The organism is Qipengyuania xiapuensis (assembly GCF_019711395.1).
In the GTDB taxonomy this organism is placed as follows: Bacteria; Pseudomonadota; Alphaproteobacteria; order Sphingomonadales; family Sphingomonadaceae; genus Qipengyuania; species Qipengyuania xiapuensis.
The window spans coordinates 1524022-1544693 of sequence record NZ_JAIGNL010000001.1; the positions used below are offsets into that span (position 1 = coordinate 1524022).

General features: G+C 62.5%; 23 protein-coding genes and 1 tRNA gene. 19 read left to right on the forward strand and 5 right to left on the reverse strand.

Features of this window, described 5'->3' with window-relative positions; genetic code table 11:
* The first annotated feature begins 43 nt into the window (after positions 1-43).
* Positions 44-559, forward strand: a complete 516-nt coding sequence (locus K3163_RS07720) for a peroxiredoxin-like family protein (protein ID WP_221553704.1) — start codon at positions 44-46, stop codon at positions 557-559.
* A gap of 4 nt (positions 560-563) precedes the next feature.
* Here K3163_RS07720 and K3163_RS07725 read toward each other — a convergent pair whose 3' ends face one another.
* On the reverse strand, positions 564-1016 hold the full coding sequence (locus K3163_RS07725) for a universal stress protein (RefSeq protein ID WP_221428455.1): 453 nt from the start codon (positions 1014-1016) through the stop codon (positions 564-566).
* A 130-nt stretch (positions 1017-1146) separates the two neighbouring features.
* On the opposite strand from K3163_RS07725, the gene K3163_RS07730 reads away from it, so the two are divergent.
* From K3163_RS07730 to K3163_RS07770, 9 genes are all read left to right on the forward strand, one after another.
* Positions 1147-2436: a pyruvate dehydrogenase complex dihydrolipoamide acetyltransferase gene (locus K3163_RS07730; protein ID WP_221553705.1), complete on the forward strand. Its 1290-nt coding sequence runs from the start codon at positions 1147-1149 to the stop codon at positions 2434-2436.
* A gap of 47 nt (positions 2437-2483) precedes the next feature.
* The gene (locus K3163_RS07735) at positions 2484-2831 is read left to right on the forward strand and encodes a hypothetical protein (protein WP_221553706.1); all 348 of its coding nucleotides are present in this window, start codon (positions 2484-2486) and stop codon (positions 2829-2831) included.
* 25 nt (positions 2832-2856) lie between these two features.
* Entirely contained in the window at positions 2857-3285 is a 429-nt protein-coding gene (locus K3163_RS07740) for an SH3 domain-containing protein (RefSeq protein ID WP_221553707.1), read from the forward strand.
* A gap of 2 nt (positions 3286-3287) precedes the next feature.
* Positions 3288-3665 (forward strand): acyl-CoA thioesterase, encoded by a 378-nt coding sequence (locus K3163_RS07745; protein ID WP_221553708.1) that lies wholly within the window; start codon positions 3288-3290, stop codon positions 3663-3665.
* A 125-nt stretch (positions 3666-3790) separates the two neighbouring features.
* Positions 3791-5203 (forward strand): dihydrolipoyl dehydrogenase, encoded by a 1413-nt coding sequence (lpdA, locus tag K3163_RS07750; protein WP_221553709.1) that lies wholly within the window; start codon positions 3791-3793, stop codon positions 5201-5203.
* Positions 5204-5225: 22 nt separating this feature from the next.
* A complete protein-coding gene (locus tag K3163_RS07755; protein ID WP_221553710.1) occupies positions 5226-7082 on the forward strand; it encodes a cation:proton antiporter domain-containing protein in 1857 nt (618 codons plus the stop codon).
* A complete protein-coding gene (locus tag K3163_RS07760; RefSeq protein WP_221553711.1) occupies positions 7079-8005 on the forward strand; it encodes an aminotransferase class IV in 927 nt (308 codons plus the stop codon). The genes K3163_RS07755 and K3163_RS07760 overlap by 4 nt, the downstream gene beginning before the upstream one ends.
* Positions 8002-8730 carry a sulfotransferase-like domain-containing protein gene (locus K3163_RS07765; protein ID WP_345719713.1) on the forward strand — a complete coding sequence of 243 codons (729 nt, stop codon included), beginning with the start codon at positions 8002-8004 and terminating at the stop codon, positions 8728-8730. Before K3163_RS07760 ends, K3163_RS07765 begins: the two co-directional genes overlap by 4 nt.
* Positions 8731-8815: 85 nt before the next feature.
* Positions 8816-8995 (forward strand): hypothetical protein, encoded by a 180-nt coding sequence (locus K3163_RS07770; RefSeq protein WP_221553712.1) that lies wholly within the window; start codon positions 8816-8818, stop codon positions 8993-8995.
* 2 nt (positions 8996-8997) lie between these two features.
* Here K3163_RS07770 and K3163_RS07775 read toward each other — a convergent pair.
* Positions 8998-9087 (reverse strand) — tRNA-Ser (locus tag K3163_RS07775).
* Positions 9088-9236: 149 nt separating this feature from the next.
* On the opposite strand from K3163_RS07775, the gene K3163_RS07780 reads away from it, so the two are divergent.
* The 9 genes from K3163_RS07780 to mazG all read left to right on the forward strand — a co-directional run bounded on the left by K3163_RS07780 (position 9237) and on the right by mazG (position 17283).
* A complete protein-coding gene (locus K3163_RS07780) occupies positions 9237-10256 on the forward strand; it encodes a lytic murein transglycosylase (protein ID WP_221553713.1) in 1020 nt (339 codons plus the stop codon).
* Between the two features lie 114 nt (positions 10257-10370).
* The gene (locus K3163_RS07785) at positions 10371-11537 is read left to right on the forward strand and encodes a D-alanyl-D-alanine carboxypeptidase family protein (protein WP_221553714.1); all 1167 of its coding nucleotides are present in this window, start codon (positions 10371-10373) and stop codon (positions 11535-11537) included.
* Positions 11534-12175 carry a dTMP kinase gene (gene tmk, locus K3163_RS07790; RefSeq protein WP_221428443.1) on the forward strand — a complete coding sequence of 214 codons (642 nt, stop codon included), beginning with the start codon at positions 11534-11536 and terminating at the stop codon, positions 12173-12175. The genes K3163_RS07785 and tmk overlap by 4 nt, the downstream gene beginning before the upstream one ends.
* Complete coding sequence (locus K3163_RS07795) at positions 12172-13119, forward strand: DNA polymerase III subunit (RefSeq protein ID WP_221553715.1); 948 nt, start codon at positions 12172-12174, stop codon at positions 13117-13119. Before tmk ends, K3163_RS07795 begins: the two co-directional genes overlap by 4 nt.
* On the forward strand, positions 13112-14671 hold the full coding sequence (gene metG, locus K3163_RS07800) for a methionine--tRNA ligase (RefSeq protein WP_221553716.1): 1560 nt from the start codon (positions 13112-13114) through the stop codon (positions 14669-14671). Before K3163_RS07795 ends, metG begins: the two co-directional genes overlap by 8 nt.
* On the forward strand, positions 14671-15447 hold the full coding sequence (locus K3163_RS07805; protein ID WP_221553717.1) for a TatD family hydrolase: 777 nt from the start codon (positions 14671-14673) through the stop codon (positions 15445-15447). Before metG ends, K3163_RS07805 begins: the two co-directional genes overlap by 1 nt.
* A complete protein-coding gene (locus tag K3163_RS07810; protein ID WP_221553718.1) occupies positions 15444-16211 on the forward strand; it encodes an MBL fold metallo-hydrolase in 768 nt (255 codons plus the stop codon). The genes K3163_RS07805 and K3163_RS07810 overlap by 4 nt, the downstream gene beginning before the upstream one ends.
* Positions 16208-16393, forward strand: a complete 186-nt coding sequence (locus K3163_RS07815) for a hypothetical protein (protein WP_221428438.1) — start codon at positions 16208-16210, stop codon at positions 16391-16393. Before K3163_RS07810 ends, K3163_RS07815 begins: the two co-directional genes overlap by 4 nt.
* A 128-nt stretch (positions 16394-16521) precedes the next feature.
* Positions 16522-17283, forward strand: coding sequence for a nucleoside triphosphate pyrophosphohydrolase (mazG, locus tag K3163_RS07820; RefSeq protein WP_221553719.1), 762 nt, complete (start codon positions 16522-16524; stop codon positions 17281-17283).
* On the opposite strand, the gene hflX is transcribed toward mazG, so the two are convergent.
* The 3 genes from hflX to ntrX form a co-directional block, all read right to left on the reverse strand.
* The gene (gene hflX, locus K3163_RS07825) at positions 17278-18579 is read right to left on the reverse strand and encodes a GTPase HflX (protein ID WP_221554005.1); all 1302 of its coding nucleotides are present in this window, start codon (positions 18577-18579) and stop codon (positions 17278-17280) included. The genes mazG and hflX overlap by 6 nt on opposite strands.
* 17 nt (positions 18580-18596) lie before the next feature.
* Positions 18597-19133, reverse strand: coding sequence for an RNA chaperone Hfq (gene hfq / locus K3163_RS07830; protein ID WP_221428436.1), 537 nt, complete (start codon positions 19131-19133; stop codon positions 18597-18599).
* Between the two features lie 156 nt (positions 19134-19289).
* Positions 19290-20672, reverse strand: coding sequence for a nitrogen assimilation response regulator NtrX (gene ntrX, locus K3163_RS07835; protein WP_221553720.1), 1383 nt, complete (start codon positions 20670-20672; stop codon positions 19290-19292).

A 20672-nucleotide genomic window follows, 5' to 3' on the forward strand; every position in this document is an offset into this window, starting at 1 on the left:
GGCGAGGGGGGATCCCCATTGAAGGGTCAAAGGAGAAACCCCCATGCTCGTACCCGGAAAAGCCATCCCCGATCTCGACCTGCCGCTGACCATCGATGCGCGTTTCGAACTGGCGAAACAGAGCCCCGAGGCCTTCACCATGCTGGTCTTCTACCGCGGCAAGCACTGCCCGATCTGCAAGAAGTACCTTGAGGAGCTTGGCAGCAAGCTTGGCAAGTTCACCGACAAGGGCATCAACGTCTTCGCGGTCTCGATGGACAGCCCCGAACGCGCTGCGGTCTCTCACGAAGAATGGCACACCGGCGACCTCCCGCTCGCCCATTCAATGAGCGAGGACAAGGCCCGCGAATGGGGTCTCTACATCTCGCAAAAGCGCGAAGGCAGCGGTGAGCCCGATACCTTCAGCGAACCGGGCCTCTTCCTCGTGAAACCTGACGGCACTCTGCATTTCGCCGTGGTCCAGAATGCGCCGTTCACGCGCCCCGATCTCGACGACCTGCTCAGCGGCCTCACCTTTACCCTCGAGAACGATTACCCGACGCGCGGCGCGCTGACCTGATAGGTCAAGCCAATTCGTCGATCTGTTCGCGGGTGAGATTGCCGGGCACGATATAGACCGGGCAGGGCAGGGCGTTCGCGTGCACTGCGAAGTGGCTCACGAGCGGGTTCTTCCCGCCTTCCTTCGCCGTGCTCAGGACGAGTGCGGCGATCGAGCCGTGATCCTCGATATACTTGCGGATAACTTCGGCGGGCGAGCCGGGTTTGACGGTGATGACGGGCATCTTGCCCATTTCCCCGAAGACATTCCCGGCAGCATTGTTGGCCATGACCTCGGCGCGTTCGCGGGCTTCCTGCTCGATCGTCGCCTGTACGCCCCCGAAAGCGTTGAAGGTCTGCTGCGGCACTAATGCGAGGATATGCACCGATCCACCGGTCTTCATCGCACGCAGCGAGGCAAAGCGCAGCGCGAGCTTCGCCTCCTCGGTTTCGTCCATCACGACCAGATATATTCTCAAAGGTCCCGCTCCCTCTTTGCGCCAAGGGCTACCCGCTAATTCGTATTCTGCGCAAGGACCTTGCGAGGGCGGGCCAAATTGGCCAGAGACCTGCAAAACACTCTCCCCAGCGAGGACGTAACGTCAAAACATGCCCACGCCGATCAAGATGCCCGCACTGTCGCCCACCATGGAAGAGGGCACGCTCGCCAAATGGCTGGTGAAGCCGGGTGACACGGTTTCCGCCGGTGACATCATGGCCGAGATCGAAACCGACAAGGCAACGATGGAATTCGAGGCCGTCGATGAAGGCGTCATCGCTTCGATCGCGGTCGAGGAAGGCACCGAGGGCGTGAAGGTCGGCACGGTAATCGCCATGCTCGCCGAAGACGGCGAGGACCTCGATGAAGCAGCCGCTGCTGCTCCCGCTGGCGATGCAGCACCCGCACCGGCTCCGGCCGAAGCGAAGGAAGAAGCTGCGCCGGCTCCCACGCCTGCTCCTGTACCGGCTCCGGCACCCGCCGCTGCGAAAAGCGACGATGGCAATCGCATCAAGGCTTCGCCGCTCGCTCGCCGCATTGCGGAGCAGAGGGGTCTCGACCTGTCGACCATCAACGGTTCGGGTCCCAATGGCCGTATCGTGAAAGCCGATGTCGAGGACGCGAAGCCCGGCGCCGCTCCGGCGAAGGAAGCTGCCGCAACTCCTGCGCCTGCTCCGGCAAAGCCCGCAACCATGGGCGGCGATCTCGACGCGCCTTACGAAGCGCAGAAGCTCAACAATGTCCGCAAGGTCATCGCGCGCCGCCTCACCGAGGCGAAGCAGACCATCCCGCACATCTACCTCACCGTGGACGTGCGCCTCGACGCGCTGCTCAAGCTGCGCAGCGAGCTCAACAAGAGCCTCGAGGCGGACGGTATCAAGCTGTCGGTGAACGACCTGCTGATCAAGGCACAGGCCCGCGCGCTGCAGCGCGTGCCGCTGTGCAATGTCAGCTTCCAGGGCGACGAGCTTTACCAGTACACGCGCGAGGACATCTCGGTCGCCGTGGCTGCGCCGTCGGGCCTTATCACGCCGATCATCCGCGATGCGGGCCGCAAGGGCCTCGCGCAGATCAGCACCGAGATGAAGGAACTTGCTGGCAAGGCCCGCGACGGCAAGCTGCAGCCGCATGAATTCCAGGGCGGCACCGCCTCGCTCTCCAACCTCGGCATGTTCGGTACCAAGCAGTTCGACGCCGTGATCAACCCGCCACAGGCGATGATCCTTGCGGTCGGTGCAGGCGAACAGCGCCCCTACGTGATCGACGGCGCACTGGGTGTCGCCACCGTGATGAGCGCCACCGGCAGCTTCGACCACCGCGCCATCGACGGCGCGGACGGCGCACAGTTCATGCAGGCCTTCCAGCAGCTGGTGGAGAACCCGATGGGGCTGGTGGTTTGATCGCCCGCCACATCCCAAAACTCCTTGCAATCAGCGTGGCCGCTGCAGTGGCAGCATGGCTTACTGTGCTGGGTCTCCTGACAGGCGACAGCGGTCCCGGTTTCGATGAAATCGTGAAGATGTTCGGCCCGGCGCTCGTTGCCACGCTGCTGATCGGATTTCCCGTGGCCACCCTGGTCGTGGCCTTTTCCGGACGACAGCTGGCTCATTCGGTGGAGACGCTGGCTATCACTGTCCTGCTCGTCTGCGTGATGCTGCTGTTGTCCGCCTACTGGATCGCCGGCAGTTTCGGCATCCTGTTCTTTGGCCTTCCGAGCGTCATGGCCGCATTGACCTATGCCGTGCTCGGCTGGTTCTGGATCCTTCGGCCGATGCGTGAGAACGGCAATGCCTAGCACTGCCGTATCGAAGCGATTGAGCGTGGCTCTCGCGGCTCTTCTCGCCGCCGCCTGTGCGCAGGAAGCAGAGCGTGACGACACGCCGCCAACGCCGCTCGACCGGACCACGAGAAACCTCGAACGGCCGGTCATGGTGGGTTTCGACGGCCCGCGTTTCGATGCCTGCGCGAGCTTTGGCGAAGTCTACAACCTGAACCCGCAGGGCGACAATTTCCTGTCCGTGCGCGCCGGACCTTCTTCCAGTGCGGAGGAAGTCGACCGGATCGGTCCGGGTACCGGCGTGTCCATGTGCCAGAAAACCGGTGGATGGCTCGGTATCGTCTATGCGCCGTCGGATGAGCCCGAGTTACAATGCGGTACCGGTTCGCCCGTCGGCTCGGTGCGCGCATATGACGGACCCTGCCGCTCGGGCTGGGTGAGCGACGACTACATCAGGTTGATTGCGGGATGACCATGACCGAACGCACTCCGATGATCAGGGTCACCGCGATGCCCGCCGACACCAATCCCTATGGCGGGGTGTTTGGTGGCTGGCTGATGAGCCAGATGGCGCTTGGTGCAGGTTCGCTCGCGAGCCGTGAGGGCAAGGGCAAGGCGGTGGTGGTCTCGGCATCCGATTTCGCTTTCCCCGGCGCGATGCAGGTGGGCGACGAACTATCGGTCTATTGCGAGATCGCGGCGACCGGAAACACCTCGCTCACCATCACCGCAGAAGCCATCGCCCGCGAGCGTAATGGCGAGGCCGAGACCAAGGTGGCGCAGGGGACGTTCAAATTCGTCTTGCTCGACGAGAACAACCGACCCCGTGCGGTCGGGGAGCGCTGGGCATGAGCAGCGCCGCCATCTCGCACCCGAATACCTATTCCGTTTCCCCTCACGCGCCTGAGCCGCTTTTTTGCGCCAGGGCCGTGTTCCATCCGTTCCATCCTGTCGGACCAACCGAAGGCTAAATCCAAATGGCTACCAATTACGACGTCATCGTTCTCGGCTCCGGACCCGGCGGCTACGTCGCGGCGATCCGCTGCGCGCAGCTGGGCCTGAAGACCGCCATCGTCGAACGCGAACTGCTCGGCGGCATCTGCCTCAACTGGGGCTGTATCCCGACCAAGGCGCTGCTGCGCTCGGCCGAGATCCTCCACTATGCCCAGCATGCCAAGGATTATGGCCTCAAGATCGCCGGCGAGATCGAGGCCGACCTTGAAGCAGTGGTGAAGCGCAGCCGCGGAGTGGCGAAGCAGCTCAACCAGGGCGTCACGCACCTGATGAAGAAGAACAAGATCACGGTACATATGGGCGAGGGAACGCTGACCGGCCCGACCAGCCTCACCGTGAAGGGCGAGAAGGGCGAGGAGAAGCTCACCGCCAAGCACGTGATCGTCGCCACCGGCGCGCGGGCGCGCGACCTGCCGTTTGCCCCTGCCGACGGCAAGCGCGTGTGGACCTATCGTCATGCCATGACCCCGCCCGAAATGCCCAAGAAGCTGCTCGTGATCGGGTCGGGTGCGATCGGCATCGAGTTCGCCAGCTTCTATAACGACATGGGCTGCGACGTGACCGTGGTCGAAATGCTCGACCGGATCGTGCCGGTCGAAGACAAGGACGTCTCCGCCTTCCTGGAAAAGAGCCTGACCAAGCAGGGCATGACCATCATGACCGGCGCAGGTGTGGAAGACATCAAGGTCTCGGACAAGGGCGTGAAGGCCAAGATCAAGGCGAAGGACGGCAAGGTCTCCGAGACCGAGTTCACCCACTGCATCACCGCCATCGGCATCGTGCCGAACACCGAGAACGTGGGTCTCGAAAAGCTGGTCGAGATGGACCGCGGTTTTATCCAGATCGACGACTACGGCCGCACCAAGTCGAAGGGCCTCTGGGCCATCGGCGACTGCACGCCCGGCCCCTGGCTGGCGCACAAGGCGAGCCACGAGGGCGTCACCACCGCAGAGGCGATTGCAAAGGAACTCGGCAACAAGGACGTCCATCCCCACCCGCTCGACCGCTCGAACATCCCCGGCTGCACCTATTGCCACCCGCAGATCGCATCGGTCGGTCTGACCGAGGAAAAGGCCAAGGAGGCTGGTCACCAGGTGAAGGCGGGCACGTTCCCCTTCATCGGCAACGGCAAGGCGATTGCGCTCGGAGAAGCGGAAGGCTTCGTGAAAACCGTGTTCGATGCGAAGACCGGCGAACTGCTCGGCGCGCACATGGTCGGCGCCGAGGTGACCGAGATGATCCAGGGCTTCGTCGTGGGCAAGACACTGGAGACGACGGAGGCGGAACTGATGAACACCGTCTTCCCGCACCCGACCATCAGCGAGAGCATGCACGAAAGCGTGCTTGCGAGCTACGGCCGCGCCTTGCACATCTGACACTCTGGGTTAGGGGATAGCGATGACCAGTTTCCTGATCCTCGCTTTCCTCATCCTCGTGGCGGGGGTCGTTGCGGTCCCGCTGGCAAGCCGTTTCGGGCTTGGATCGGTTCTCGGCTATCTGCTCGCCGGGATGGCCATCAGTCCGGTGCTTCTCGGGCTCAATGTCGATGTCGAGGCATTGCAGGTCTTCGCCGAGTTCGGCGTGGTCATGATGCTTTTCATCATCGGGCTCGAGATGGAACCGCGCAGGCTCTGGGCGATGCGTGGCAAGCTGCTCGGCCTCGGGGGAGGGCAGGTCCTTCTCACGACACTGGCGATTACCGGCATTGCCCTCCTCGCTTCGAACCCGTGGCAGACCGCTCTTGCGACCGGCATGGTGCTCGCGCTGTCCTCGACCGCGATCATCGTCCAGACGCTGACCGAAAAGAACCTCATGCGCAGCGAGGGCGGCGAGGCCAGCTTCTCGGTATTGTTGGTGCAGGACGTCGCGGTCATCCCGATGCTCGCGCTGCTGCCCTTGTTGGCTATGCCAGAACTCTACGGTGCAAGCGGCGATCATGGCGGTGGGCACGGACACGGAGGGCTGGATCTGACGGCGAGCATGCCCGTCTGGCTCGCGGCCCTTTCGCGCATCGCTGCTGTGGCGGCGGTCATCGCCATCGGGATCTTCGCGATACGTCCGCTGTTCCGCTACATCGCGGGAGCCAACTTGCGCGAGCTCTTCACCGCGGCGGCGCTCGGGGTAGTCATCGGCATTGCCCTTCTGATGTCACTTGTGGGCCTGTCGCCCGCACTTGGGGCCTTCGTCGCCGGCGTGGTCCTCGCGACCAGCGAATACCGGCACGAGCTCGAGAGCGACATCAATCCCTTCAAGGGCCTGCTGCTGGGTCTCTTCTTCATCACTGTTGGGGCAGGGATCGACTTCGTTCTGGCCAGCGAGATCTGGCGCGATGTCGTCTTCTGGGCCAGCGTCACTATCGCAGCCAAGTTCGTGGTTCTGCTGATTGTCGGCTGGCTCTACGGCCTGCGCCGACAGGCCTTGTGGCTCTTCTGCCTGAGCCTACCCCAGGCAGGTGAGTTCGCCTTCGTCCTAATTGCATTCGCAGTCGGCAATGCCGTCCTGCCCGAGACTCTTGCGGACCTGCTGTTGCTCGTCGTTGCGCTGACCATGCTCGTCACGCCTCTGCTGTTCATCCTCTACGACAAGGTCATCGCGCATGCCTATTGCACCGAGGACGAGCGGCAGGCCGACACGATCGAGGAGGAAAACCCGGTCATCATAGCAGGCCGCGGACGCGTCGGCGGCATCGTCGACCGCATGCTCCAGGCCGCTGGGTTCCAGACCACCGTTATCGACTACGACAGCAAGCAGCTCGAGATTGTGCGCAAGTTCGGTTTCCGCACCTATTTCGGCGATGCGACAAGGCCCGACCTGCTGCATTCCGCCGGGATCGAGAATGCCAAGCTGCTGGTGGTCGCCATGGACGAGCGAGAGCAGATCGACCGGCTCGTAAAGCACGTCGTCCAGCACTATCCGAAGGTTCACATCATCGCCCGCGCGATCGATCGCAACCACGTGTACGAGCTCTGGGCCTATGGATGCCGCGACATCATCCGCGAGACCTATGACAGCTCGCTGCGCATGGGTCGTTCCGCCTACGAGGCGCTGGGTATGGATCGTCAGCAGGCCATAGCCGCAACGGACGCCTGGGAGGAAATGGACCGCAAGTTCATGCCCGAGGTCGCCAATCTCTACCGTCTCGACATTCCCTACCACGAGAACGAGCCTCTGATGGACCGCGTGAAGGAATTGCGCGCCGAATGGGACCCGGTCCTGCGCGAACAGATGGACGAAATCCTGAAGAGGGGCTCATGACGCAGGGAACCCATCTATACGTCCCCGACGAGCGAAACGAACAGGTCATTATCGACATCAATGGCGAGCATGTGCCGCGCCCTGATGCGAAGATCAGCGTCTACGATAGCGGTTTCATGCTTGGCGACGGGGTGTGGGAAGGTATCCGTCTGCACGACGGCAGGCTGGCATTCCTAGACCGTCACCTCGACCGGCTGTGGCGCGGTGCCAAGGCGATCCACATGGACATCGGCATCACCCGGAAGGAGATGGAGTGCCGGCTCTACGCCGTGCTCGACGCCAATGGCATGCGCGGGGACGGGGTACATATCCGTTTGATGGTGACCCGCGGTATTCGCTCGACACCATACCAGGATCCGCGCGTGGTCATCACTCCGGCAACGATCGTGATGATCCCCGAGTGGAAGGAGCCCGCTCCCGAAACCGCGACGCGGATGCTGAAGCTCGCTACGGTCCATGTGCGCAGGGGATATCCGGATGTGCAGGACCCGATGCTCAATTCGCACAGCAAGCTCAACTGCATCACCGCCTGCATCCAGGCAGCACAGGCCGGCGCGGACGAGGGCTTGATGCTCGACCCTCACGGCTTTGTCGCCACCTGCAATTCGACCCACTTCTTCATCGTGAAGGACGGCGAGATCTGGACCTCGAGTGGTGATTATTGCCTTGACGGGATTACGCGCGGTGTCGTTATCGAGATCGCTCGGGAAGCGGGTATCACCGTTCGCGAACGCAACTTCTCGCTCACCCACGTCTATGGTGCGGACGAAGCTTTCACGACCGGCACCTTCGCCGGGGTCGCACCGGTCGGGTCGGTCGACGGCCGTGTACTCGGGGAGAGCAGGGGTCCCATGGTGGAGCGTCTACAGGGCCTGTATCTCGATCGTCTGTCGCGCGATGTCGGGGAGAGGCAGCGCCCGTGACGATCCGGATCGCCATGTGGTCGGGACCGCGCAACATCTCGACTGCCATGATGCGCAGCTTCGGGTCGCGCGCCGACTGCGCAGTATCCGATGAACCCTTCTATGGCGCGTTCCTGAAGGCGACCGGCGAGCCGCACCCCCTGGCGCGCGAGACGATCGAGAGCATGGAGTGCGACTGGCACACCGTGCTCCGGCAGAAGTCGGGCGATGCGCCCGGCGGTCAGCCGGTCTGGTATCAGAAGCATATGCCTCACCACATGGTCGGGCCGGTTTCGATTGCCGCGTTCGGCGATCACCTCCACGCCTTCCTGATCCGTGCACCGGAGCGCGTCGTGGCAAGCTATCGCAAGAAGAATGAATTGCGGCGTGCCGAGATGCTCGGCTTCGCGCAGATGCGAAGCTATTTCGATTTCGAATGCGAGCGCAGCGGGACCGTGCCGCCGGTAGTCGATTCCGACGATATTCTTGCCGATCCCGAAGGTGTCCTGATCCGGCTTTGCGAAGCACTTGGAATCGACTGGGACCCGGCAATGCTTACCTGGGAAGAAGGTCCGCATCCCGAAGACGGCGTCTGGGGCACACATTGGTACGACCGTGTTAACGCCTCGACAGGCTTCGGCGCGCCGCCGGGTGACCTCCCCGAGCTGGAGGGCGAATATCTCCAAGTCGCGGAGGAATGCCGCGATGATTACGAGGCGCTCGCCCGGTATCGCATCTCTGCCTGACATTCCGGCGCGCCAGTTGCTCACTTGGCCGCAACTACAGGCGCCGAAAAGTCCTCAACGCGTTGATCCGGTGAGGAGAAACGCAATGGAATACGAGATCAAGGACGAACCTCAGGGCATAGAAGATGAAGACGAGAACACCGCGGACGGCGGCCTCGTCGAAGATCATATCGCCTTGAAGAACCAGTCGAGCGTGTCGCCGGAGGATTACCCTCGCGCAACGAGAAAGGCGCAGAGCCTCGTCAATCCTGGACAGCAAGAATAGGCTGGCGGACAGGGTGGGATTCGAACCCACGAAGGGCTTGCACCCTTGCCGGTTTTCAAGACCGGTGCATTCAACCGCTCTGCCACCTGTCCGCGAGCACCAAGGCCGCTAGCGCGCTGTGTGCTGGTTGTCACGCCCAAAGGCCTGAAGGCCCGACCTGTCTTCCAGAAACTGTTTCAATTCCGACGCGTATGGCAAAAGTGCCATTTACCGTTCAGCTTTCCCATGCGAGGAATACCGCATGAAGTTTTCGCGCCTTTTCGCTCTCGGCCTCGCCAGCCTTATCGCTCTCCCCCCGCTGCCCGCGTCGGCACAGGACATGTCCTTCGATGCCTATCTGCAGCTGCTGATCGCGCGATCTCGTGCGGCTGGCGTCAGCGAAGCGACCATCCAGCGCATGACCGATGGCCTTACGCCCAACCGGCGCGTCATCGAACTCGACCAGAGCCAGCCCGGTACTCCGACCATTAGCGGTTATCCGCCGCTCGCTCCCTACGTTGCACGCCTTGTCGATGATGCCCGCATCAACGGGGGCAGGCGCGCCTATGCCAGGTATCGCGGCGACCTCGCCCGCATCGAGCGCGAATACGGCGTTCCGGCGGAAATCCTGGTGGCTATCTGGGGCAAGGAAACGGCCTACGGCAATGTGAAGGGTGGTTTCGACCTTTCGCAGGCACTAGCGACGCTCGCATGGGAAGGCCGCAGGCGCGAACTCTTCTCGTCCGAATTCGTCGCCCTGATGCAGGTCGCCGACAAGGGTTATTCCCGCAGCGAACTCAAGGGCAGCTGGGCCGGGGCTTTCGGTAATCCGCAGTTCCTGCCGAGCGTGTACCTGCGCCTCGCCGCGGACGGCAATGGTGATGGCCGCGCCGATATATTGAATGATCCGGTTGATGCCCTCGCATCGATCGCGAACTACCTGCGTGATGCGGGCTGGCGCGAAGGCGAGCCGTGGGGCGTCAGGGCCTATGTCCCGAGCGGGTTCGATGTCGATCGTTACCGCACCAAGATCGTCGCACCGAGCTGCGTGCGCGTCCACGAGCGCCACAGCGTTTACAAGACCGTCGCGGAATGGCGCTCGCTTGGCATCCAGCCCCAGATCCCCTTGCCGGAAAATACGCTCGTGACGCTGTTCCAGCCCGACGGGCCGGGCACGAATGCCTATCTCCTGACGAGCAACTACCGCGCGATCCTCGAATACAATTGCTCGAACTATTACGCGATGGGCGTCGGTATCTTGTCGGACGAGATCACCCGCTGAGCTAAGTGGTGGACAGGCCGTCCGCACGCTCGCCAAGGCCTGCACCGGTGGCTATAGAATTGCCGTAACACCGAATTGAGGGAGACGCCGGAAGAGCCCGGCGATTTAAGCGGCTTGAGACTATCTGTCCGACTAACCCTGGCTGCCTCTGCCTGCCTGCTTTGCACGGGCGCAGTATCAGCGCGGCAGGCTGAGAATCCTCTCGGCCCACCGGCGGTCGAGGACGCGCCGATCGCCTATCTCTACGACGTCACCAGCGGGCAAGTTCTCTTCGCACGCGAGGCGGACAGGCGCTTCATGCCTGCATCGATCACCAAGGTGATGACCACCTTCCTCGCTTTCGAATGGATGGAAGAGGGGCGGATCGTCCCGCAGCAGAGCTTCGCGCCGCCGCAGGAGCTATGGCGCAAGTGGCGCGGTGTGGGCTCGACCATGTTCCTCGCATATGACGAAACGGTCACGGTCGACGAGCTGGTGCATGGGGTCACCACCGTGTCTGCCAATGACGGGGCCGCACTCCTCGCTCATGGCGCTGCGGGATCGGTCGAGGCATGGGTCGATGCGATGAATGCCAAGGCGACCGAGATCGGAATGCGGGACAGCCACTTCGGCACGCCCAATGGCTGGATGGACGAGGGCAGGACGTTCGTGACGGCGCGCGATCTCAGCACTCTCGCCAGCGTCATGGTCCGGCGCCATCCGGTCAAATATCGCCACTTCGTCGGCAAGCCCTCTTTCACCTACGGCGGCATCACGCAGCCCAATCACGACCCGATCAGCGGCAGCTTGTCGGGCGCAGACGGGATCAAGACAGGCTTCACCAACCAGGCAGGTTTCGGCTTTCTCGGTTCTGCCGAAAGAAATGGTCGGCGTCTTGTCATGGTCGTCGCCGGAAGCCCCGGGGCGAGGGCACGCGACCGTGCTTCGCGTCAGCTTATCGAATGGGGTTTCGCGGCGTTCGAACAGACCCAGCTATTCGCGCCGGAGACTGCAGTTGGCGAAGTCCGCGTTCAGGGTGGATCGAGCGGGAGCGTGAATGCCGTGGCTCCGCAGGGCGTTTATGTCGACCTGCCAGAAGGCACTCCGGCAGCTTACGAACTCTCACTCGAGTATGAAGGGCCGCTGCGCGCACCTATCGCCAAGGGCGAGCTGATCGCCCACCTGCGGGTCAGCGTCGAAGGCATGGACGATTATCGCGTCCCGCTAGTCGCAGCAGAAGACGTCGATACCGCCAATGTTCTCGAACGTGCCATAAACGGCCTGCGGAGCTGGATCACGTGAGCAAGGGCAAGTTCATTGCGCTCGAGGGCGGCGAGGGGATGGGCAAGTCCACGCAAGGGCGGCTGCTGGCCGATGCTCTGAGAGATCGCGGGCTGTCGGTCGAACTCACCCGTGAACCGGGCGGGACGCCGGGTGCAGAGGCGATCCGCAACCTCCTGCTCCATCCCCCGGGGGAGGGGTGGGGGCCACAGGCAGAGGCACTCCTCTTTGCTGCTGCCCGCTCCGACCATGTCGCTAGGCTGATTACCCCCGCGGTCGAGCGCGGAGCGTGGGTCATCTGCGATCGCTTCCTCGACTCCAGCAGGGCGTACCAGGGGATTGCCGGTGAGCTCGGTGACGAGAAGGTCAAACAGCTCCATGCCATCGGCAGTGATGGCTTGCTGCCCGATCTCACCCTCGTGATCGAGGCGAGCGGCCACGACGTTTCCGACAGGCTCCGCCAGCGGGACGGCGATACTTCGGACGCGATCGGCGGAAGGGACGCGGATTATCACGCAAGGGTGAACCGCGCGTTTTCCGATTTCGCCGAGGCGGAGCCGGAACGCTTCGCACTCATCGACGGAAATGGCACGATCGAGGAAGTCCATACGCGGGTGCTCGAGGCGGTCGCTCCACTGCTTGGCGAGGGTGGGATATGATCCTGGTCGGTCACGAGGAAGCCTGGGCGCAGTGGCGGGCAGCGATGGGCGGTGAGCGCATGCACCACGCCTGGCTGCTCGCCGGCAAGAAGGGCCTCGGCAAGGCGAGCTTCGCGCGGGCCGCCGCTCGCGAAATGCTCGGGGCCGATGGTTCGGGCGACCATCCCGATATCATCACGCTGACCTATGGCCCCAAGAACAAGGACGAGGCCAAGAAGCGCGACGAGGGCAAGCCATACGAACTGGCGCGCGGCATCAAGGTCGACCAGGTACGCGAGATCCAGAAGCGCCTGACCACGCGGCCAACCATGGGTTCGAAGCGTGTCGTCATCATCGATCCTGCCGACGACATGGAAGTCTCTGCCTCTAACGCCCTGCTCAAGAGCCTCGAGGAACCGCCACAGGGCACGTATTTCCTCCTCGTCGCTCACAGCCCTGCAAGGCTGCTGCCGACTATCCGCTCACGCTGCCGCACCGTCCGTTTTCCCGCTTTGTCGAAAGAGGCGATGGACGAGTTGCTGCGCGACCTCGCACCGCAGGTGGATATCGCCACGCGGGATGCCGCCATTGCGGCCGCAGCCGGATCGCCCGGGGCGGCCCTGTCCTTCGTCGATTTGGACCTCGGCAAGGCTGCCCAGCTGATGCGGCGCATCGTCGATGAGGGTGATCGGGATTTCAGCCTGCGCGGCCAATTGGCGGGCGTTATCGGCGCGAAGCAGGACATTCCGCGTCTCCAGGCGGTGCTCGATCTGGCACGCGCCATTCTCGCGGAAAAGGTCCCTTCGGTGTCGGGCGATCCGCGCAAGCTGGTCGACACCCACGCCCAGCTCGTAAGGTTGACCGGCGAGCAGCCGACCTACAATTTCGATCCCGGCCTGCTCGGGATGGAAATCGGAACCTTGCTAGCGGGCGCAGGCGCGGCTAGCGAGCGCGGCAATGGCTGACCCTTATTACATCACCACCGCGATCCACTATCCGAACGGCAGGCCGCACATCGGCCATGCCTACGAGACCATCGCAGCCGACGTCATCGCGCGCTTCCAGCGCCTGATGGGGCGCGACGTGCGCTTCCAGACGGGCACGGACGAGCACGGCCTCAAGATGGCGCAGAAGGCGCGCGATCTGGGCAAGACCCCGCGCGAGCTGGCCGACGAGATGTCCGGCGCCTTCAAGGACCTCTTCGACCGCCTCGACATCACCTACGACCGGTTTATCCGTACGACCGACGAGGATCACCACAAGGCGAGCCGCGCCATCTGGAAGGCGATGGAGGCCAAGGGGGACCTCTATCTCGATCGCTACGAAGGCTGGTACTCGGTCCGCGACGAAGCCTATTACGACGAAAAGGAACTGATCGAAGGGGAGGGGGGCGAGAAGCTTTCGCCGCAGGGCACCCCGGTCGAATGGACCGAGGAGGAGACCTGGTTCTTCCGCCTGTCGAAATATGCCGAGCCGCTGCTAGAGCTGCTTAACAAGCCGGGCTTCCTCGAGCCGGCTAGCCGCCGCAACGAGATGATCGCCTTCGTCGAGGGCGGCTTGAAGGATCTCTCGGTCAGCCGCACCAGCTTCGACTGGGGCGTAAAGGTCCCCGGTGCCGAAAACCATGTCATGTACGTGTGGGTCGATGCGCTGACCAACTACATCACCGGCCTCGGCTATCCCGACGGCGGCGAGATGTGGGACAAGTACTGGCCTGCTAGCCTGCACCTTATAGGCAAGGACATCGTCCGTTTCCACACGGTCTACTGGCCCGCGTTCCTGATGAGCGCGGACCTGCCAGTGCCGCAGCACGTCTTCGGCCATGGCTTCCTGCTCAATCGCGGCGTCAAGGAATCGAAGTCGGCCGGCAACGTGACCGACCCGAACGAGCTGGTCGACCTGTTCGGCGTGGACTCCTTGCGGTACTTCCTGATGGCCGAAGTCGTGTTCGGAAAAGACGGCAGCTATTCCGCAGAAGCGCTTGTAAACAAGGTGAATGCCGAGCTTGCGAACAGCTTTGGAAACCTCGCGCAGCGCACGCTGTCGATGATCCACAAGAACATGGACGGCAAGCTCGAGACCTTCGAGCCAAACGGTGACGACAAGACGCTTCTGACCACCGTGCAGGATGCCTGCCGCAATGTCCTGCCGCGCGAGTTCGAAGCGCTCAATTTCAGCGTCGGGATCGAGGCATGGCTGAAGGCGGTTTTCGCCTGCAACGCCTATGTCGACGAGCAGGCGCCGTGGGCCCTGAGGAAGACCGATCCGGAGCGGATGAAAGCCGTCCTCCAGACGCTCTTCATCGCCATCCGCGATCTCGCCATCGCGATCCAGCCAGTCGTGCCGACAAAATCGGCAGCGGTTCTGGACCAGCTTGGCGTCACGGCGGATCGCCGGACTTTCGCCGATCTGGCCGATGAAAGCTGGTTCCCCGCACTTGTGGCCTCTGGTCACGTGGTAGAGAAACCCACGCCTGCCTTCCCGCGTCTCGAACTGCCGGAGGCGGAAGAAGCGTAATGCTGGTCGATAGCCACTGCCATCTCGAATACGAAGGACTGGTCGAGAGCCAGTCCGAAGTGCTCGACCGTGCCCGCGGGGCAGGGGTGGGGGCTTTCCTCAATATCTCGACCAAGCGCGCGGAGTGGGCCCAGGTGGTCGGCACGGCCAATGCCAAGCCCGATGTCTGGGCCAGCGTCGGCATTCATCCGCACAATGCCGACGATCATCCGGATCTGACGCGCGAGGAGCTTCTCGAGGCAACCCGAGATCCTCGCGTCATCGGTATCGGCGAGACCGGGCTCGACTATTACTACGATCACTCGGACCGCACCGAGCAGCAGCGCCTGTTCCGCATGCATATCGACGTGGCACGCGAAACGGGCCTGCCTGTGATCATCCATACCCGCGATGCCGAGGACGCCACGATCGCGATCCTGGCGGACGAAATGGAGAAGGGCGCTTTCCCTGCCCTGATCCACTGTTTCACCGCTTCGGAAGAGTTCGGCCGGAAAGTGCTCGAACTCGGGCTCTCGATCTCCCTGTCGGGCATCGTGACTTTCAAGAACGCGAAAGAGCTGCAGGAAGTCGCCAAGACGGTTCCGCAAGACCGCCTGCTGGTCGAAACCGACAGCCCGTTCCTTGCGCCGGTGCCGCACCGTGGGAAGACCTGCGAACCGGGTTTCGTGCGCGATACGGCCAGCTTCATCGCCGACCTGCGCGGCGAAACGCTCGAGGAGCTGTCCGAATACACCACGCGCAATTTCTATCGGCTGTTCAGCAAGGCTGCCGCGTGAAGCTCATCATGCTCGGCTCGGGCACGTCCACAGGCGTGCCTCGTGTCGGAGATGACTGGGGCGAATGCGACCCGAACGAGCCACGCAATCGCCGTACGCGGGTGTCGATCATCGTGGAGAACGATGCCGGCCAGCGCATTCTCGTAGATACGTCGACCGATCTCAGGGCGCAGCTGCTGGCCAACGGTATCGCCAAGGTCGATGCCGTTTTCTGGACCCACGACCATGCCGATCACTGTCACGGGATCGATGACCTTCGCGTGATGCGGTACGACCGCAGCAATCCGCTTCCCGGTTTTGCCACGAAAAAGACCTGCGAAAGGCTGCGCAGGCGCTTCGACTACGTGTTCGAAGGCCAATTCGGATATCCGACGATCGTCGAATTGAAAGAAACATCGCAAACACAGCTGGTTGCGGGATTTTCCTTCGACGATGTCATAATGCCTCACGGTCCTGCTCGGAGTACAGGATTCCGGTTCGAGGCTGACGGCAAGTCGATCGTCTATGCGACCGATTTCAGCCAGATCACGCCTGAAATGGTCAAAACCTTCAAGGGATGCGACCTCCTAGTGGTCGATTGCCTGCGCGAACGGCCGCATCCGACACATGCGCACCTCGACATGGCGCTGGACCTCGCAAGGCGTTGTAAAGCGCGCAAAACTGTCCTGACCCATATGGACAAATCGATGGATTATCGCCGACTGTGCGAGAAAGTGCCCAAGGGCGTCATCGTCGGATATGACGGGTTGGAGGTTCGGTTATGAGCATGGGTGGTGGCGAAGTAGCCTGGGCGGCAATGATGGCCGCTCTTGTGGTGGCTTATCTGGTCGGCATGAAACGCGGCGATGGATTGCGTTCGACCGAGATCATCAAGATGGCGCTGATCTGGGTCGGCATCATCGGCGTAGCGTATTTCATCGTCAGCTGGTTCACGGGGATGAGCTGAGCCAGAGGGGGCTTTTCCTCCTGCTACCCCATCCATTATTTAACATAATATATATTATCACTCTAACAGTTGGAGTTGTCGACAGGGCTCCCCTTCCGATTTGACGCTCCGCAAACTATCGAAAACCGATGTCAGAACAGATCGACCGACTGCTGAGCATCATGGCGCGCCTCCGGGACCCGGAACGCGGCTGTGAATGGGATACCGCGCAGGACTTCTCGACCATCGCGCCCTATACGATCGAGGAAGCCTACGAAGTCGCCGATGCCATCGAGCGCTCCGATATGGACGATCTGCGTGGTGAACTCGGCGATTTGCTCTTCCAGGTCGTTTTCCATGCCCGGATGGCCGAGGAAGCGGGAAATTTCGACTTCACCGACGTGGCGAAGGACATCTCGGACAAGATGGAAGCGCGCCATCCACACATTTTCGGCGACGAAGGTGGTGTGATGGAAGAATCCCGCTGGGAAGACATCAAGGCCGCTGAACGCAAGTCATCCGGCGCGACCGGCGCGCTCGATGGCGTGGCCAAGGCTCTACCGGCCTTGCTGCGGGCCCAGAAGCTCCAGAAGCGAGCTGCTCGCCATGGCTTCGACTGGCCTGATACGGAAGGGCCTCGCGCAAAGGTTATTGAGGAAATAGAGGAACTTCGGGACGCAACCCGAGAAGAAATTGAAGAAGAAGCGGGCGACTTCCTTTTTGCTGCCGTCAACCTCGTGAGAGCTTATGGCGTCGACGCTGAAGGTGCACTTCGTGCCGCCAACGCCAAGTTCGAACGTCGTTTCAGGGAAATGGAAGCTCTGGCAGGCGGCGATTTTGCCGAACGCGATCTCGCGGCCCAGGAAGAGCTCTGGCAGGAAGTGAAACGCCGCGAAAAGGCGGCCTCATAAAGTTTCGAACTGACCCATTTCCTTCGGGTTCAATCGAACGACAAAGCGGCGCATCGGGCCTTCTGGACCCTCGCCGGCGTCTTCCTCGGACAAAACTTCGCCATGCGCGTGAAGCCACGCGATCCTGCGGCCGTCACTGGCCGGGATGGATACCTCCTGCACCAGCGCCTTGGCCGTCAGAATGTCACCGAGCCTTGCGAGGAGTTCGTCAACGCCTGCGCCAGTGAGAGCCGAAACCCGCACAATGTCCTCGCTGCCCTCGACCAGTGGTTCCAGTTCCTCTGCTCGCTCCTGCGTCAGAAGGTCCCACTTGTTCCACACTTCGAGAATCGGAATTGACGACTGCGCCCCCTCCCCGTCGATGACGCCGAGATCTGTCAGGACGCGAAGTACCTGCGCTTTCTGCGCTTCGGCAGACGGGTTCGAAATATCGCGCACGTGGCAGATGATATCTGCGGCAGTCACTTCCTCCAGCGTGGCGCGGAACGCGGCGACCAGCTGTGTGGGCAGGTCGGAGATGAAGCCCACGGTATCGGACAGGATGGCCTTCTCGACACCGGGGAGAGAAATAGCCCGCATCGTCGGGTCGAGAGTGGCGAAGAGCAGGTCTTCGGCCATGACCTCGGCACCGGTCAGTCGGTTGAACAGGGTCGACTTGCCCGCATTCGTGTAGCCAACGAGCGCGACGACCGGCCACGGGGCGCGCTCTCGGCGCTCGCGGTGCAGCCCGCGCGTCTTGCGAACCTGCTCCAGCTCCTTGCGCAGGCGCCCCATCCGCTGGCGGATCATCCGCCGGTCGGCCTCGATCTGAGTTTCACCCGGACCACCGAGGAAGCCGAAGCCGCCACGCTGGCGTTCGAGGTGGGTCCAGCTGCGTACGAGCCGGCTTTGCTGGTAATCGAGATGGGCCAGCTCGACCTGCAGGCGGCCCTCGGCAGTCGCGGCTCTTTCGCCGAATATCTCGAGGATCAGGCCGGTCCGGTCGATGACCTTGCGAGACAGCTTTTCCTCGAGGTTGCGCTGCTGGATCGGGCTGAGCGCACCGTCGACCACGACGAGCTCCGCCTCGTGCTGCTCGCAGGCGATGCGGATGTTTTCGACCTGGCCAGCACCGAACAGAAGGTTCGGTTTCACATCCCGGACAGGCAGGATGAAGCTGTCTTCGATGGCAATTCCGATGGCAAGCGCAAGCCCCTCCGCCTCGCGCAGACGGCTGTCCGCGTCGAGGTCGTAGGCCATCCCGCGAATATCGGGGCAGATGACGAGAGCCCGCGCACCGCGGGAGACCTCGCCCAGAAGATCGTCGTCGAAGCTCAGCTGTCGTCCTCGTCCCACTCCTCGGTCAGGTCGACCGGAGTGGCAGGCTGGATGGTGGAGACCGCATGCTTGTAGGCAAGCTGCACATAGCCATCGCGCTCGAGCAGCATGCAGAAGAGGTCATAAGCCGCGATCTTGCCCTGCAGCATCACACCATTGACGAGGAACATCGTCACCTGCGCTTCGGCCTGGCGGACACGGCTGAGGAACACGTCCTGCAGCAGGCGTTGCTTCGCGTTCGAGCCCTGGCTGGAGAACTGGTGCGCATCGATCGGCTGACCGGGCATGATCGTGCTGATGGCGTGCTTGTAGACCAGCTGCGACTGGCCATCGCGCCTGAGCAGGATCGAGAAATTGTCGAACCAGGTAACGATGCCCTGCAGCTTTACGCCCTTCACCAGGAATACGGTGACGGGTGCCTTCTCCCTGCGAAGAAGGTTCAGAAAAGCGTCTTGCAGGTTGGGCGCCTTGCCTTTCGGGGCTGGCTCTTTTGACGGGCGCGGGCGGGCCGAGAGAGTGCGTTCGCCAGACATCGTTGTGTCTCCTGTTGTTGGCCGCCCGTATAATGGGCGACGATCTGGACGCTCCCACCGCGTCCGGGCACCGGATTTCCGTCCGGAATTGAAACGCAATGTGCCTTCTTGGTTCCCTCTTAGCAATAAAATAAATGGGATAGGTGGCCTGTAGCCCTACTTGCGATCCCCGCTCTTCCTTTCGGCCATGCCCAGCAATTTCAGCTTACGATGGAGTGCGGACCGCTCCATTCCGATGAAGCTGGCCGTCTTGGAGATATTGCCCGAGAAGCGCCGGATCTGGATCGCGAGGTATTCCCGCTCGAAACTCTCTCGTGCTTCCCTCAGCGGAGCTCCCATGAGAGACGCCATTCCGCCGGTTCCGCCAACCTTGCCGCCAGTGACTTCTTCGGAAAGCATGTCTGCCTCGACCGTCTCGATCTGGTCGCGCGGCGTGAGGATGATGGTGCGCTCGACAACGTTGCGCAGTTGGCGGACATTGCCCGGCCAGTCATAGGCCTGCAGCGCAGCCATCGCTTCCTCACTGATGGCTGGCGGCCGGAGCCCTTGCTCGGTGGCGTAGCGCGCGAAGAAGTATTCGGCGAGCGCGGGAATGTCGTCACGCCGCTCGGCCAAGGACGGTATCTCGACCGGCACGACATTGAGGCGGTAGAACAGGTCTTCGCGGAAGTTCTTCTCTTCCATCTCCTTCGTCAGATCGCGCGCCGTCGATGAGATCACCCGCACGTCGACACCGATCTGCCTATTGCCCCCTACCCTGACGAAGCTCTGTTCGGTCAGGACGCGCAGAATCCTCGCCTGCGTTGAAAGCGGCATGTCCGCCACTTCATCCAGATAAAGTGTGCCGCCATCGGCCGTCTCGAGCAGACCCGGGCGGACCAGCTTTCCTTCGGCCTCCTCGCCAAAGAGCTCTTCCTCGAAGCGCTCGGGCGTTATGCGTGCAGAATTGACGATCACGAAGGGCTTGTCGGCGCGGGTGGACCAGCTGTGGAGCAGGCGGGCAGCCACCTCCTTGCCGGATCCCGCAGGGCCGCTGATGAGCACGCGGCTGCCGGTCGCGGCAACGCGCTTCAGCGTCGCCCTCACGGCATTGATCGCAGCCGAGTTACCCGTGAATTCGCCGCTCTCGTTGGTACCTTCGCGCAGCCGCGAATTCTCGCGCCTCAGGCTCTCGGTCTCGGTTGCGCGCTCGACGAGGTGAAGCAAGCGTTCTGCCTCGAAAGGTTTCTCGATGAAGTCCATCGCGCCGCGGCTGACGGCCGACACCGCCGTGTCGATATTGCCGTGGCCAGAGAAGATGATGACGGGGAGTTCGGGCTCGCGCAGCTTGATCGCATCGAGGACTTCGAGCCCGTCCATCGGGCTGCCGTGCAGCCACACGTCGAGCAGGACGAGGCTGGGGCGCTTCTCGTCCACCGCGTCGAGTGCCGAGATGCTGTCGGCAGCGGTTCGGCACTCGTAGCCCTCGTCGCTCAGCACGCCCGCCACGAGTTCGCGGATGTCGCGTTCGTCGTCGACGATGAGGATATCCAGGGCCAT

Bases quoted from the DNA above. Each gene is read 5' to 3' on its own strand.
- K3163_RS07720 (WP_221553704.1), top strand. From the start codon at position 44: ATGCTCGTACCCGGAAAAGCCATCCCCGATCTCGACCTGCCGCTGACC.
- K3163_RS07730 (WP_221553705.1), top strand. From the start codon at position 1,147: ATGCCCACGCCGATCAAGATGCCCGCACTGTCGCCCACCATGGAAGAG.
- K3163_RS07745 (WP_221553708.1), top strand. From the start codon at position 3,288: ATGACCGAACGCACTCCGATGATCAGGGTCACCGCGATGCCCGCCGAC.
- lpdA (WP_221553709.1), top strand. From the start codon at position 3,791: ATGGCTACCAATTACGACGTCATCGTTCTCGGCTCCGGACCCGGCGGC.
- K3163_RS07755 (WP_221553710.1), top strand. From the start codon at position 5,226: ATGACCAGTTTCCTGATCCTCGCTTTCCTCATCCTCGTGGCGGGGGTC.
- K3163_RS07760 (WP_221553711.1), top strand. From the start codon at position 7,079: ATGACGCAGGGAACCCATCTATACGTCCCCGACGAGCGAAACGAACAG.
- K3163_RS07770 (WP_221553712.1), top strand. From the start codon at position 8,816: ATGGAATACGAGATCAAGGACGAACCTCAGGGCATAGAAGATGAAGAC.
- K3163_RS07780 (WP_221553713.1), top strand. From the start codon at position 9,237: ATGAAGTTTTCGCGCCTTTTCGCTCTCGGCCTCGCCAGCCTTATCGCT.
- K3163_RS07795 (WP_221553715.1), top strand. From the start codon at position 12,172: ATGATCCTGGTCGGTCACGAGGAAGCCTGGGCGCAGTGGCGGGCAGCG.
- metG (WP_221553716.1), top strand. From the start codon at position 13,112: ATGGCTGACCCTTATTACATCACCACCGCGATCCACTATCCGAACGGC.
- K3163_RS07805 (WP_221553717.1), top strand. From the start codon at position 14,671: ATGCTGGTCGATAGCCACTGCCATCTCGAATACGAAGGACTGGTCGAG.
- K3163_RS07815 (WP_221428438.1), top strand. From the start codon at position 16,208: ATGAGCATGGGTGGTGGCGAAGTAGCCTGGGCGGCAATGATGGCCGCT.
- mazG (WP_221553719.1), top strand. From the start codon at position 16,522: ATGTCAGAACAGATCGACCGACTGCTGAGCATCATGGCGCGCCTCCGG.
- hfq (WP_221428436.1), bottom strand. From the start codon at position 19,133: ATGTCTGGCGAACGCACTCTCTCGGCCCGCCCGCGCCCGTCAAAAGAG.
- ntrX (WP_221553720.1), bottom strand. From the start codon at position 20,672: ATGGCCCTGGATATCCTCATCGTCGACGACGAACGCGACATCCGCGAA.